This window comes from Natrinema thermotolerans, from assembly GCF_031165565.1.
Classification (GTDB): Archaea; Halobacteriota; Halobacteria; order Halobacteriales; family Natrialbaceae; genus Natrinema; species Natrinema thermotolerans.
The window spans coordinates 2,387,245-2,401,376 of the sequence record NZ_CP101873.1 but is presented as its reverse complement, the minus strand read 5'-3'; the positions used below and the strand labels follow the sequence as shown (position 1 = coordinate 2,401,376).

The window sequence follows — 14,132 nt, the reverse complement described above, 5'->3', positions numbered from 1 at the left end:
GCCGGCGACTGACGGCGACGGCTCAGCCGATGACCATCACCGGAACCGGCATGAAACAGAGCAAGCCGAGCCCGAACGTGACGACGCCGAGGACGGTCCGGCCGGTACCGAGGCGGTCGTCCCGGATCGGCGTCGCTGCCCCCGCCGACGCGAACACCGTCGTCAGCAGCCCCCAGATGATCCAGACCGAGACCGCGTTCATCGTGTACTCCTGGACGTAGTAGAGATAGCCAGCAAGAACGAACAGCGCGCCGGGGACGAGCGCGGCCACGGTGTCGTGGAACTCGCCGGTCATCGCCCGCAAAATGTGGCCGCCGTCGAGTTGGCCGACCGGGATCAGGTTCAGAAACGTGACGAACATCCCGACCCACGCGCCGATGACGACCGGGTTCACGCCCGTCGTCGGGTCGTCACGATACAGCGGCTGGTCGAACGCCGCCGCGAGCAACTCGAGCAGCGGGGGGTACCCGAGTTCGATCCGGACCGCGTCGGGGTTCTGGAGCAGCGCCGGATCGACGGTCACGGGCGGCAGGTGGAGCCCGATCACGCTCACGACGACCGTCGCGACCAGCCCCGCGAGCGGCCCGGCCACGCCGATATCGAACAGCGCCTTCCGGTCGGGCATCCGGCCTTTCATCCTGATGACTGCGCCCATCGTCCCGATGAGCGTCGGGATCGGAATGAAGTAGGGCAGCGAGGCCTCGACCCGGTGGTACCGACTCATGACGTAATGGCCCATCTCGTGAACCATGAGAACGCCGAGGATCGCCAGCGAGAACGGCCACGCGTGGAGGAGATCGGTCGGGTTCGCGAACGGGTCGAGCGCCGGATACCACCACCACGAGCCGACGAACAGCGTTGAGGCGACCGTCGCCAGCAACAGCACGACGTTCGTCCAGGGGATCCCGTCGATGCCGCGGGTCGCCGGCTCGGCGACGAGAACGTACTCGCCGTGGCGGCGTTCGAACTCGAGGTCGTAGCCCCGGTCGTTGAACGCCGGCCAGAGGTCGCGCATGACCCGCTCGGGGTGGGTCAGCGGGTCGCCGTAGTACACTATCTGATCGTCCTCGCGCCGGACTTCGTAGACTGCAAACACCGACTCGATCCGATCGATCGGCGGTCCGTCCGCGGGGGAACGGCCGTCACGTTCCGTGCCGTCGAAGCCGGACCGGTCGCCGTCGTCCATCATCCGTGGTTCGACTTGGGGCCGTATAAAACGACTGTCGTCGGCAGCCGAGTCCGTTTCTCGTGGGTTGGACGTGGCTATCGGCGAGCGGATAGGGATATGGCTGTCGGCGGGAAAACGAGTACGAACCGCGTCGTCGGTAAACGCGTCAACGTGTTCGGAACGTCGTGCCGGATAGCGTCGGTGGCGCGTCGGCACGCGGGAGCGGACTGCGGGGACGGGCGGACCGGTCGAGCGTCGGTACGGCGTTACGCGGGAGCGACACGCCACGTCGTCGCGCTCGTGTACGACCACTTCTCGATCTCGAGGTCGCTGACCGAGTCGGAGAGCTTGACCATCAACGCGCCGATCTCTTTGGGCGACATCCCGACGTCGTCCGCGATGAACTTGCCTTTGAAGTACAGCTCGCCGTCTTCGGCACGTTCGCGCAGGTAGCGTTTCAGGCGGCGTTCCTTGCTTTCCGTGGAGGGTTGGGCTGTCGTACTCATCGACGATTCTCCCTTGTGGCGGCGACCCGTTATAAAGAAGGGTTGGTTAGCCCCGTTTCGATTGTGTTCAGCTATCCGGAGGGTAATAGACGTTTTATGTTCGGTAATAGAACTATTATCGAGCCGCTCAGATCCCGTTAGACGTTTTAAAACCGATTCTAACATATTATCTTCGGCTCGATAGACATGGTGAGTTCAATGTCGTCTTTCCCGACCGTTTCGCCCGTTCAGCCCGGTCGGTGAACGACGGGAACGATCACGATCGCTCGTGGACCCAGAACTCGTCCTCGACCGTGACCTCCTTCTTGAACAGCGGGACTTCGTCTTTCAACCGGTTGATCCCGTCCTCGACGGTCCGGAACGCCTCCCCGCGGTGACCGGCCAGCACGACGACGAACACGATGTCCTCGCCGTCCTCGACGATCCCGGTTCGGTGGTAGAGTTCGACCGCGAAGACGCCGTCCCGCGACTCGAGGTCGGCCTCGAGGGCGGCCAAGCGCTCGTCGGCGACGCCCTCGTACTTCTCGAACTCGAGGTACTGCGTGCGCGCGTCGTCCGCACTGTCTTTCGCTCGGACGCGGCCGGTAAACGTCGCGATCGCGCCCGCGCGGTCGGCCGCCGACGATCCCTTGACTCGGGCCACCAGCGACTCGAGGGTCCGGTGGGGCTCGGCCGCCTCGAGGTCGTCGACCAGCGCCGCGAGGTCGAGACCGGCGGGCCCCTCGACGGTCGCCAGCACCTCGCCGGCGGCCTCGCGGTCGGACTCGTCGCCGCCGACGAGGACCGAGGGGTACTGCAGCGAGGGGACGCCGACGACGACCGCGTACTCGCAGTCGGTCGCCAGCCGGTCGAGGGCGTCGCGGACGCCCATCCCCGTCCCCGAAGCGGTCCAGTCGCCGTCGACGCCGAGGTCGTAGGTGACGTCGCCGCCGCGCGTCGCCGACTCGCGCACCTGCGTCCCGTCGGCGATCGTCGCGTCGTATCTGACGACCCCGACTCGCCCCCGCTCGGAGAGCCGGTCGACGGTCCGGTCGACGACCGCCTCGAGCGCGTCGCCGTCGGCTCCCGCGTCTCGAACACCGAGTACGTGCATGGCTAGACTGTGGGCAGGTCGGGCTTTGTAGCTGTCGACGAAATCCCCGCGGCCGGGGGGTCATCGCGGTCCGGACACGGAGCCTCGAGCCGTCGAACGCTGGTCCGGAATTTTGGGTCTCGATCGCGAACGGTCCGTATGGCGCTCCGAATCGGCTTCACCGGTGACGTCATGCTCGGGCGGCTCGTCGACGAGCGCCAGCGGAGCCGCTCGGTCGACGCGGTCTGGGGAACCACCCTCGAGCGGCTCCGCGGACTGGACGGGCTGGTGTGCAACCTCGAGTGCGTCCTCTCGACGCGGGGCCGGGAGTGGCAGCGCACTCACCGTCCGTTTCACTTTCGGGCCGACCCCGACTGGGCGATTCCGGCCCTCGAGCGCGCGGGTGTCGACGTCTGTGCGCTGGCGAACAACCACGTCCTCGACTACGAGGAGACGGCGTTACGGGACACGCTCGCCGCGCTCGACGACGCCGGGATCGGCCGCACGGGTGCGGGGGAGACGCTCGACGAGGCGCTCGAGCCGGCAGTACTGACCATCTCCGACCCCGGGGCGAACGGCGAGGTTGGAAACGGGCTCGACCTCGCGGTCGTCTCGGTGACCGACAACACGCCCGAATACGCCGCCGACGCGGACTCGCCGGGAACGGCCCGGGTCGAGATAGACGCCGACGATCCGGAGACGCGACGGCTCGTCCGGGACGCCCTCGAGCGGGCGCGCGAAACGGACCCCGATCTGGTGGTGGCCTCGCTGCACTGGGGGCCGAACATGGTGACGGAACCGCCGGACGCCTTCCGCGAGTTCGGCCGCTGGCTGGCCGAGGCGGGCGTCGACTTCGTCCACGGCCACAGCGCCCACGTCTTGCAGGGAATCGAGGTCTACGAGGGGACGCCGATCTGTTACGATACGGGCGATTTCGTCGACGATTACAGGGTCGACGAGGAGTTGCGCAACGACCGCAGTTTCCTGTTCGTCCTGCGTGCGACGCCCGAGGGCCGGCTCCGCGACCTCCGATTGTCTCCCACCGAGATCGACGGCTGTGCGGTCCACGAGGCGAGTCCGGACGCGGCCGCGTGGGCCCGGGATCGGATGCGCGAGTTGTCCGCCCCGTTCGGGACCGAGTTCGAGCGCGAGGGCGACGGGCTCGTCCTGTCGCTCGAGGGGTGAGACGGTTTCCTGTCAGTCAATACCGGTGTACCCGCGACCGTCCTGCGGGTACACCGGTAAACAGTGACAATACTCCGTATGAGTCGCGACGGCCGCCGGCGTCGGCGACCGGCTCGAGCGGTGTGTCACCACGCCGTCCGGGCAGTTGACAACCCTTAAGATAGCAACTCCGCTACACCGGGGTAGTATGAAAGTGGTCGTCTCCATCGGCGGGAGCGTACTCGTCCCCGAGCCGGGCGCGGATCGGGTGGCCGAGCACGCCGCCGTCATCGAGGATCTCATCAGCGAAGGCTGTCGGATCGGGGCCGTCGTCGGGGGTGGCGGCGTCGCCCGCGAATACATCGGAGCCGCTCGCGACCTCGGGGCCAACGAGATCGAACTCGACCAGCTCGGGATCGACGTTACCCGACTCAACGCACGCCTGCTCATCGCCGCACTCAGCGAAGAGTCGGTGACAGCGCCCGCACTTGACTACGAGGAGGCAAGCGAGGCGCTTCGCCGGGACGACATCTGTATCATGGGCGGGGTCGCGCCGGCCCAGACGACCGACGCGGTCGGGGCCGCCCTCGCGGAGTACATCGACGCCGATCTGCTGATCTACGCCACGAGCGTCCCCGGTGTCTACAGCGCCGACCCCAACGAGGACGATGACGCGACCAAACACGATCGGCTCTCCGCGACGGAACTGGTCGACGCCATCGCCGGCCTCGAGATGAACGCCGGTGCCTCCGCGCCCGTAGACCTGCTGGCGGCGAAGATCATCGAGCGCTCGGGGATGCGGACGATCGTCCTCGACGGCACCGACCCGGACCGGATCGCCCGCGCCGTTCGGGACGGCGATCACGAGGGGACCGACATCGTCCCCGACGGTGCCGGCGCGGAACCGACCTACTGGGCGGCCGACGAGCAATGAGTGCCGACGGCGACGCCGACGAGGAGACCGGCGACGCGGCGGCGTCGGACGCGATCAGTCCCTACACGCTCCAGAGCGAGGAGGCAAGCGAGACGCGCCACGCGTTCTGGGCCGACACGGTCGCGGACCGCATCGAAGCGCGCGATCCCGACGAGCCGATCGTCGTCAAAGGCGGCATCTCACCGTCCGGCGTTCCTCATCTGGGCAACGTCAACGAGATCATGCGGGGCTACTTCGTCGCCGAGGTGCTTCGGGACCGCGGCCACGAGGTCCGACAGGTCTTCACCGCCGACGACCGCGACCCGCTCCGGGGGCTGCCCCGGACCCTCTGTGACCTCGAGGGCAACCTCGTCGATCTCGGCGAGGTCGACGCCGGCGCGCTCGGCCGGAACCTCGGCGCGCCCTACACCGATATCCCGGACCCCTTCGGCTGCTGTGACTCCTACGGCGACCACTTCGCGACGATCATCCAAGACAGCGCCGACGCACTCGACGTCCCGATCGAACTGGTCTCGAACACCGAGCTGTACGAGTCCGGCGAGTTCGAGGCCGTGACCCGGTTCGTCCTCGAACACCGCGAGCGGGCGAGCGAGGTCCTCTCGACGTACCAGGACAAAGTCGACGCGGACGGCGACTACGTCCCCTTCAACCCGATCTGCGAGGCGTGTGGGAAAGTCACCGAGACGGTGACGAGCGTCGATCTGGCCGGTGACGAACCGACCGTCGACTACCGCTGTACCGACATGGAGGCCGGCGACCAGACGATCGACGGCTGCGGCCACGAGGGTACCGCCACGCTGCGGGAGGGGAAGCTCCCGTGGCGCTTCGAGTGGCCCGGCCAGTGGCAGCTGCTGGGCGTCGACTTCGAGCCCTTCGGAAAGGACCACGCCGAAGGCTCGTGGCCGAGTGGCCAAGACGTCGCCCGCAACGTCCTCGAAATCGAGCCCCCTGTGCCGATGGTCTACGAGTGGTTTACCCTCGACGGCGAGCCCTTCTCCTCCTCGGCCGGCAACGTCATTCTCGTCTCGGACGTCTTGGAACTGCTCGAGCCCGAAGTCCTGCGGTACTTCTTCGTGAAGGATCCCGTGAAGGCACGCGACTTCAGCATCGAACACCTCGACCAGCTGGTCGACGAGTTCGACCGGCTCGAGGCGATCTACTTCGGCGAGATCGAGGCCGACGAGGACGAGCGGGCATTCGCCGAGCGGGTCTACCCCTTCATTGTCGAAGAGCCCCGCGAGGAGCGAATCCGGCTGCCCTACACCTTCGCCGCGGTACTCGGGATGTTCGACGATCCCGACCTGCGCGAGGACGTCGCTCGCAAAGAAGGCCACATTCCCGACGATGCGCCCGAGTGGGCCGTCGAGGAAGCCCTGGATCGGGTCGAGCAGGCCCGCAACTGGGCACGGCGTACCGGCAACGAGTTCGACTACGAACTCAAACGGACGGCGATCCCGGACCACGACTTCGACGCGGCGACCGAGGACGCGCTGGCGGAGTTGGCCGACTTCATCGAAGCGGGCCACGAGCCCGACGAGATCCAGGGCGAGATCTACGAGACCGCAAAGCGCCACGACGTCGATGTCGGCGACTTCTTCGCGGCGGGGTACCGGCTGTTCTTCGACGAGGACCAGGGGCCGAAGCTCGGTCCGTTCCTCGCGAAGGTCGACCGGGAGTTCGTCGTCGCGCGGCTCCGGCGGGAGCGCTAGGACAGACAAAAGCCATTTGAGAACGCCCGCCCGAGATAGTACCGATGGATCACGGTTCCCTCGGTTTCGTCTCGCCCCCTGCAATATACGGCTCCGAACTCCTCACGTGGGTCCTGATCGGTCTCCTCTGCTACTGGGCCGCGATCGTCGGCCTGCGAAACGCGGGCCGGCTGCCGGACTACGTCGGCACGCAGGGACCGATCCTCACCCTCCATACCAAACGCGGTCGTGCCCTCCTCGACCGCCTCGCTCGCCCCAAACGGTTCTGGCGGGCGTGGTCGAACCTCGGCGTCGGCATCGCGCTGGTCGTGATGATCGGGATGTTCGTGTTCCTCCTGCAGGCGGCGATCACCGCGCTCTCGACGCCGGAGATGGCGACATCCGCCGTTCGACAGCCGCGAAACGTCCTCGTGATTCCCGGCGTCAACGACTTCCTCCCGCTGTCTGCCACGCCCGGGATCGTCTTCGGGCTGCTCGTCGGCCTCGTCGTCCACGAGGGCGGCCACGGCCTGCTCTGTCGCGTCGAGGACATCGACATCGACTCGATGGGGATCGCGATGCTTGCCGTCCTGCCGGTCAGCGCGTTCGTCGAGCCCGATCAGGAGAGCAGCAAGTCTGCCTCCCGCGGCGGCCAGACCCGGATGTTCGCCGCCGGCGTCACGAACAACTTCGCGATCACGCTGCTTGCCTTCGCCCTGCTTTTCGGCCCCGTCGTCGGCTCGATCGGGGTCGCCTCCGGTGCCGCCGTCGGCGGCGTCGCATCCGACTCCCCCGCCGCCGACGCCGGGATCGAACCCAACGACCGCATCACGGCGATCAACGGCACCGCCGTCGAGGGCAACGACGACCTCGCGGACCGCCTCGAGGCGACAAGCGGCGAGCAGATCGCGATCGAACTCAACGGCGAGGAGACGGAGACCGTCGACCGATCCCTGCTCGTGACCGCGGCGATCGACGACGGCCCGACCGGCCTCTCGACCGGCGACGAGATCCGCGCCGTCGACGGGCAAACGATCGCGACCGAACGCGGCTTCTTCGACGCCGTCGGCGAGAACGAGCGCGTGAACCTGACGATCGATCCCGCCGACGGCGGCGACCGAATCGAGCGCGAGGTGACCGTCGGAGCCGCCGTCTCGGTCGTCGAAGACGAACCGCTCGAGGCCGAGACCGGACCGACCGACGAGACGATGGTCATCACCCGGTTCGATGGCGAACGCGTCCACAGCTACGCGGAGTTGGCCGACCTGCTCGAGGACACCGAGCCCGGACAGGAGGTCGCGGTCGCGGGCTACATCGGCGACGAACGGGGAAGCTACGAGGTGACCCTCGACGAGCATCCGCGATCCGACAGCGGGTTCCTCGGCATTCAGCCGTACCAGGGAACGTCCGGCGTGGCGGTCAGCGACATCGGGGTCCAGCTCTATCCCGCCGACGAGTACCTGGGGCTGCTCGGCGGCGATGGCGACACGCGGTTCGGACCGATTACCGACACGTTCCTCGGGAAGGTGGGGCTGGCAATCCTACTGCCGGTGATGGGCGTCAGCGGCGCGCTGCCGTTCAACTTCGCCGGCTTCACCGGCGGGATTCAGAACTTCTACGAGGCACAGGGGCTCCTGGGCGCGTTCGGCGACGGGACCGTCTTCCTGCTGGCGAATCTGCTGTTCTGGACCGGCTGGATCAACCTCCAGCTTGGCTTTTTCAACTGCATTCCGGCGTTCCCGCTGGACGGTGGCCACATCCTCCGGACGAGTACCGAGGCGATCATCTCGCGGCTCCCGATCGAGGCGACCCGTGGGATGGTCCGGGTCGTGACGACGACGGTCGGCGTGACGATGCTCGTGAGCTTCCTCCTGTTGCTGTTCGGGCCGCAGTTGGTCTCGGGGTAGCGAACGACCGTCAGGCCCGCGACGTCACTCCTCGTACTCGACGCCGTGGCGCTCGTAGAACTCCTCGGGCGTCGCCTCGAGGCGTTCGAAATCGGTATCGAAGTAGTGTTCGTAGTGGCGGACGACCTGTTCGACGACCCAGCGGCTGAACGCCTCGTCGAAGTGCCACTCACCCTCCATTGGGGGGATGTCGAACCGATCGTCCGTCGAGAAGGCGGCATAGACGTGGAAAAAGCCAAGAATGACGTCCGCGAAGTCGCGGGCCTTCTCCGCGCCCGTTTCGCGCCGCTCCTCGAGTTCCGCCCGGCCCTCGGCGGTCAGTTCGAAGTACTTTCGGTCGGGTTCGTCCTCGCGTTCGATGCGCTCGGCCCAGCCCTTGTCCTCGAACTTATAGAGGATGGGGTAGACCGAGCCGTAGGATGGCTCCCAGTGACCGCCGCTGATCTCACAGATCTCCTTCAAGATCTCGTATCCGTACCGTGGTTTCTCCGCGAGAAGCTCGAGGACGAGATAGGCGATGAGTCCTTTCGGCGGGCCACTTTTCCGCATGTGTCTCGGGGATAAAACGGACGGCGCTAAAGGGTTTCGGTCACGCCGAGTTCCGACGGTGCAGGTTCGGTACCGGTTGATCTGGCGGCGGCGGTCGGGGCCGAAACTGTCAACCGAAATCCGGTCCTTCTTGAGCGCCCGGTTCCAACCCGCAACTATGGAACGACGGCGACCACCGCAGACCGAAGAAGGCTGGTACGTTCTCCACGATTTCCGGTCGATCGACTGGGACGCCTGGCGGGCCGCCCCGGAGCGGCGACGCGAACGGGCCATCGAGGAAGGCATCGACTACCTCGAGGCCAGCGAGGCCGTCGACGACGCCGACGAGGGCGATTCGGCGACGTTCGCCGTCCTCGGCCACAAGGCCGACCTGCTCGTCCTCCATCTCCGTCCCACCCTCGGCGACATCGACGCGCTCGAGCGGCGGTTCGAACACACTGCGCTCGCGGAGTTCACCGAGCGAGCCGACTCCTACGTGTCGGTCACGGAGGTCTCGGGCTACATGTCCGAGGACTACTTCGACGAGGACAGCGAGGTCGAAGACGCCGGCCTCGAGCGCTACATCGAGTCCCGGCTCAAACCCGAGATTCCCGACAGCGAGTTCCTGAGTTTCTACCCGATGAGCAAGCGCCGCGGGCCGGACCACAACTGGTACGAACTGCCCTTCGACGAGCGGGCGGACTACCTCGCGAACCACGGCGAGATCGGCAAGGACTACGCCGGCCGCGTCACCCAGATCATCACCGGTAGCGTCGGGCTCGACGACTTCGAGTGGGGCGTGACCCTGTTCGGTGACGACCCGACCGACGTCAAGGAACTGCTCTACGAGATGCGCTTCGATCCCTCGAGTTCCCGCTTCGCCGAGTTCGGGCGGTTCCTCTCGGCACGGCGGTTCCCACCGGCGGACCTCGGGGCCTTCCTCGCCGGCGACCGCGTGCCGGCCGAGGGCGAGACGTCCCACCCTCACGCCAGCGGTGACGCCGAGGGACACCACGGCGGCTCCGACGGACATCATCACGGCGACGAGTCGGGATCGGGCCACGGCGACGAGAGCGGCGGCGTCCGCGATGAACTCGAGGACGAGGGCATCTACGCGGGCCAGCCCCACGGCGAGGACGTCCACGCAGTCGTCCTCTACTCGGCGGCCGACTCCGACGAGCTGTTCGCGGAGGTCGACGGCTACCGGGAGAACTTCGACCACTACGACACCCACGTGAAGACGGCGGTCTACGAGCCCCAGGATACGGACAGCGAAACCGCCGTCGTCAGCCTCTGGGACACCGAACGGGCCGCGAACACGGCCGCCGGATTCCTCGCCGAGTTACCCGAAGTCGTCCGACAGGCCGGTGACGACGAGGACGACTCGTGGGGGACGATGGGGATGTTCTACACCGTCAAACCGGACCACCGCGGGGACTTCGTCGAAACCTTCGACGACGTCGGTGGCGTCCTCGCCGACATGGACGGCCACCGCAAGACCGACCTGCTGGTCAACCGCGAGGACGAAAACGACATGTTCATCGCCAGCCGCTGGGACTCCCGGGACGACGCCATGACGTTCTTCCGGAGCGACGCCTTCTCCGAGACCGTCGAGTTCGGGCGGGACGTCCTCGCGGACCGGCCGCGACACGTCTTCCTGGCCTGAGACGGACCCCAGTCGTCTCCGCCAGGACGGCCCGTCATAGGTGTGGGACAGTCTCACCGGTACCGACACGGGTTGATCGGTCCCGTTCATAAGGCGGATCGATGAGTACGACGCAGGAGTCGTTGCCACGACGAACGTGGGAGCAGTATCGCTCGATTCCGATCATCTACCGTATTGCGGTCGCGTTCGTCCTCGGGACCGCACTCGGGGCCATCGCCGGCGAACGCGCTGCCGTTCTCAGTCCGCTTGGCGATCTCTTCTTGCGGCTGCTCGAGATGCTGATCATCCCGTTGATCGTCTTTACGCTGCTTGGCGGGATGCGCAAGCTAACGCCGTCGAAGCTCGGGAAGGTCGGCGGGCTGACCGTCGCACTCTATGCCGCGACGACGACGATCGCGGCCCTGATCGGGCTCGCAGTCGCGAACCTGTTCGATCCCGGAACGGCCGTGGAGTTCACCGGTGGCGAGGCCCAGCAGGCCGAACCGCCGTCGGTCTCCGAGGTCGCCCTCGGTATCGTCCCCGAGAATCCGCTGGCCGCGATGGTCAACGGCGAGATTCTGGCGACGATCTTCGTCGTCATCGTCTTCGGGTTGGCGTTGACGATCGTCCGCGAATCGACGACCGAGGAGCCGATCGCGGACGCGATCGACGGCTTCTTCGCGTTTATCGACGCCGGCACGCAGGCGCTGTTCACGATCGTCTGGGGCGTCATGGAGTACGGCGTCGTCGGCGTCTTCGCGCTCATGGCCGCCGCGATCGGGACCGAAGGCCTGGGCGCGATCGTGCAACTGGGCGCGCTCGTCGGCGTCATCGCGATCGGCATCGCGATCCACATGACCGTCACCTACCTGGGCGTGATGACCGTCGGTATCCTCGGCCAGTCGCCGCTTTCGTTTCTCAACGGCGCGAAAGACGCGATGGTGACGGCCTTTACGATCCGTTCCTCGAGCGGGACGCTGCCGGTGACGATCACCGACGCGGAAACGAACCTGCGCATCGACGAGTCGGTCTACGGCTTCGGCCTCCCGCTCGGGGCGACGATCAACATGGACGGGGCGGCGATCAGACAGGCCGTCACGGTGGTCTTCGCCGCGAACATGGTCGGCGTGTCGCTCGGTCTCGGCGATCAGTTGATCGTCCTCGCGACCGTGATCCTGATCAGTATCGGCACCGCCGGGGTCCCCGGGGCCGGGCTCATCATGCTGACCGTCATTCTGAACGCCGTTGGACTCCCCCTCGAGATCGTCGGCTTCGTCGCGGGCGTCGACCCGATCCTCGGCCGGATCGCGACGACGAACAACGTCACCGGCGACCTCGCGGTCGCGTCGGTCGTCGGCAAGTGGACCGACGGGATCGATCTCACGGAGGGTGTCTGGGCCGACGGCTCGCAAGCCAGTGGCGACGGCGAGGACAGCGTCGCAGCCGGTGACTGATCAGGGACTCGAGTCCGCCGACTCGTCGTAGAAGAAGTAGGCGGCGATCCCGGCCAGGCCGAACGCGAGGGTCACGAAGGGCCACTTGCCGGGGTCGCGCCCGGTCAGATAGCCGTGGGCGGTTACGAAGATCGCGAAGCCGACGTGAGCAGCCAGCGTCGCCGCGAGAAACGCCTGTGGTTCCATTACCGGGTACTTCGACGCGGCGGTCAAAGCCGTTACGAAGCAACAGGAACGGCCACGTCAAGGGCGGTACCGTGGCCGGGAGGGCGGCTCACCGCACTCGCGGTGAGTCGCCCGACTCGGGGGAGGGCAGGCCGCCGCCCGATACCGACCGCGAGTGAGTGTCGACGGCACGAACGAGCGGACCGACGACTGATGTGAGCGAGGACTGGAAGGACGAGCGAACGGAAAGAGGAGTGTTTTTGATCGAAATTTTACCGAGGGACATCGCGAGCGAGGCGCTGTTCGCCTCGCTCGCGATAGACCGCAGCGTAAAATTTCGTTAGTCGAAATCGTGATCCGGGTCGTCCTCGACTTTCCGCTTCATCGAGTCGCGTCGTGCCTTGGCGTCACGGCCGGTCGCCTCGAGCAGGAAGTCGTTCTTGATGTCGACGGCGTCGGCCGCGGCCTCGAGTTCGTCGGGGCCGAGTTCGGTGGGGTCGCGCTCGTTGAACTCGACGCCGAGTTTGTCCTTCTTGCCGGAGTACTCGACGGCACCGACGACGATCTTCTCGAAGACCGGGTTGTCCGGCTCGTCGATGAGGTAGAGGTCGCTGCCCTTGTACTCCTCGGTGCCGGTGATCGGGCCGAAGTAGTCCTCGACCGTCGACTCCATATCCGGAATGCGCTCCTCGAGATATTCACCGCGACGCATCTTGTACTCCTTCATGGATTGGGAGAAACACGGCGGCGCGTTTACCTCTTTTCATAGCCAACGATTCGATCCGCTGACCTGTCAGGGATCGCTCGAACGGCGGTATCACGGACACGAGACCCGTGACCGTCGCGGTTGCACCGGGAAATCGGGATACCGGTCGTATCAACGCCGCTCGCGTTCGCTGAGATATCCCTTCCGGCAGTCGGGACAGATGTCGCCGGCCCGCAACGAGCCCCGATCGCCGGCGGCGACGTACTCACACCGGGGGCAGTAGAACTCGGTCGGCACGTCCTCGCCGGGACCGCTGTCGCCCTCGGCGGGCGTCGGGACCGACTCGGCTCGCTCGATGCCGGTCCCCGGTTCCGACGCGACGTCGGCGGCAGCCTCGGTCGCGTCCTGCGTCGGCGGCTCGGCAGTCACGGAGCGGGCGTCGGCAGGGGCCTCGGCGGCGTCAGCACCGCCGACGGGGTCGTCCGGCTCGTCGTCGAGGAGGACGGCGTCGTCCTCGATCGCGGCCGGATCGACCTCGGCACCGGCGTCGGCCGCGTCGTCGGCACCTGCAGGGCCGTCGTCGGGCCAGTCGGTCGGTTCGCCGGTCTCGTCCGCCGGCGGACCGACGTCGTCGGAGTCGGGCCACTCGCCGCGTTCGCGGTCACGGTCGGGATCGGCGGCCGGCTCGTCGTCCTCGAGGATCTCGCCGTCGTCGGTGACTGGATTGCCGTTCTCGTCGGTCGGGAGATCGATCTCGTCGTCGACTCCGGCCGGGTCGGGCTCGGCCGCCTCGAGGTCAGGGGCGGCCGGGTCGGCCGTAGTCGGGCCGGCGTCGTCCGTGTCGGCCGGACCGGCGGTTGCGGGGCCGGCGGCCGCCGTCGCGGGTTCGTCGGCATCGATGAACTCGGCGTCCTCCTCGCCGTCGATCGGGTCGGAGTCGGACGCGAGTGCTGGTTCGGGCGGTTCGGTATCGGGCTCGGCGGGGGGCGAGTCGGCGTCCGTCCCGGCGGAGAGGCTCGTTACTTCGGTGTTCTCGCTGATGACGTTGCGCTCGCCACAGCGGGCACACTCCTCGTACTCCTGGACGGTTACGACGACCTCGCTGCCCCGTTCTTCGCGCTCGCGTTCGACCTCGTCCTCGCCGAAGTCGTGTCCGAGCAGCGAACATCGCAGGACCATTGTCCCACCGTACCGA

At 67.0% G+C, this 14,132-nt stretch carries 13 protein-coding genes; 6 read left to right on the top strand and 7 right to left on the bottom strand.

Annotation, left to right across the window (positions count from 1 at the left end; translation table 11 throughout):
* Positions 1–22 precede the first annotated feature (22 nt).
* The 3 genes from NP511_RS12385 to NP511_RS12375 all read right to left on the bottom strand — a co-directional run bounded on the left by NP511_RS12385 (position 23) and on the right by NP511_RS12375 (position 2,767).
* Complete coding sequence (locus NP511_RS12385; protein ID WP_049966882.1) at positions 23–1,186, bottom strand: site-2 protease family protein; 1,164 nt, start codon at positions 1,184–1,186, stop codon at positions 23–25.
* Between the two features lie 248 nt (positions 1,187–1,434).
* Positions 1,435–1,674 carry a DUF7123 family protein gene (locus NP511_RS12380; RefSeq protein WP_006180229.1) on the bottom strand — a complete coding sequence of 80 codons (240 nt, stop codon included), beginning with the start codon at positions 1,672–1,674 and terminating at the stop codon, positions 1,435–1,437.
* Positions 1,675–1,930: 256 nt separating this feature from the next.
* Positions 1,931–2,767 (bottom strand): molybdopterin synthase, encoded by an 837-nt coding sequence (locus NP511_RS12375; protein WP_049965728.1) that lies wholly within the window; start codon positions 2,765–2,767, stop codon positions 1,931–1,933.
* 138 nt (positions 2,768–2,905) lie between these two features.
* Between NP511_RS12375 and NP511_RS12370 the strand changes: the two genes are divergently transcribed.
* From NP511_RS12370 to NP511_RS12355, 4 genes are all read left to right on the top strand, one after another.
* The gene (locus tag NP511_RS12370) at positions 2,906–3,931 is read left to right on the top strand and encodes a CapA family protein (protein WP_049965727.1); all 1,026 of its coding nucleotides are present in this window, start codon (positions 2,906–2,908) and stop codon (positions 3,929–3,931) included.
* Between the two features lie 187 nt (positions 3,932–4,118).
* A complete protein-coding gene (gene pyrH, locus NP511_RS12365) occupies positions 4,119–4,844 on the top strand; it encodes a UMP kinase (protein ID WP_006647940.1) in 726 nt (241 codons plus the stop codon).
* Positions 4,841–6,553: a lysine--tRNA ligase gene (gene lysS, locus NP511_RS12360; RefSeq protein ID WP_049965726.1), complete on the top strand. Its 1,713-nt coding sequence runs from the start codon at positions 4,841–4,843 to the stop codon at positions 6,551–6,553. Before pyrH ends, lysS begins: the two co-directional genes overlap by 4 nt.
* A gap of 44 nt (positions 6,554–6,597) precedes the next feature.
* Positions 6,598–8,439, top strand: a complete 1,842-nt coding sequence (locus tag NP511_RS12355) for a site-2 protease family protein (RefSeq protein ID WP_049965725.1) — start codon at positions 6,598–6,600, stop codon at positions 8,437–8,439.
* Positions 8,440–8,463: 24 nt separating this feature from the next.
* Here NP511_RS12355 and NP511_RS12350 read toward each other — a convergent pair whose 3' ends face one another.
* Positions 8,464–8,988 (bottom strand): PadR family transcriptional regulator, encoded by a 525-nt coding sequence (locus NP511_RS12350; protein WP_006647944.1) that lies wholly within the window; start codon positions 8,986–8,988, stop codon positions 8,464–8,466.
* Between the two features lie 157 nt (positions 8,989–9,145).
* Between NP511_RS12350 and NP511_RS12345 the strand changes: the two genes are divergently transcribed.
* Positions 9,146–10,633 carry a heme-binding protein gene (locus tag NP511_RS12345; RefSeq protein ID WP_049965724.1) on the top strand — a complete coding sequence of 496 codons (1,488 nt, stop codon included), beginning with the start codon at positions 9,146–9,148 and terminating at the stop codon, positions 10,631–10,633.
* Positions 10,634–10,734: 101 nt separating this feature from the next.
* Positions 10,735–12,066 carry a dicarboxylate/amino acid:cation symporter gene (locus NP511_RS12340; RefSeq protein ID WP_049965723.1) on the top strand — a complete coding sequence of 444 codons (1,332 nt, stop codon included), beginning with the start codon at positions 10,735–10,737 and terminating at the stop codon, positions 12,064–12,066.
* Here the strand turns inward: NP511_RS12340 and NP511_RS12335 are convergent, their stop codons facing one another.
* The 3 genes from NP511_RS12335 to NP511_RS12325 all read right to left on the bottom strand — a co-directional run bounded on the left by NP511_RS12335 (position 12,067) and on the right by NP511_RS12325 (position 14,116).
* Complete coding sequence (locus NP511_RS12335; protein ID WP_049965722.1) at positions 12,067–12,252, bottom strand: hypothetical protein; 186 nt, start codon at positions 12,250–12,252, stop codon at positions 12,067–12,069. It abuts the gene before it with no gap.
* Between the two features lie 319 nt (positions 12,253–12,571).
* Positions 12,572–12,958, bottom strand: coding sequence for a DUF5611 family protein (locus NP511_RS12330; RefSeq protein WP_006180240.1), 387 nt, complete (start codon positions 12,956–12,958; stop codon positions 12,572–12,574).
* A gap of 150 nt (positions 12,959–13,108) precedes the next feature.
* Positions 13,109–14,116 carry a DUF7093 family protein gene (locus tag NP511_RS12325; RefSeq protein WP_049965721.1) on the bottom strand — a complete coding sequence of 336 codons (1,008 nt, stop codon included), beginning with the start codon at positions 14,114–14,116 and terminating at the stop codon, positions 13,109–13,111.
* Positions 14,117–14,132: the final 16 nt, after the last annotated feature.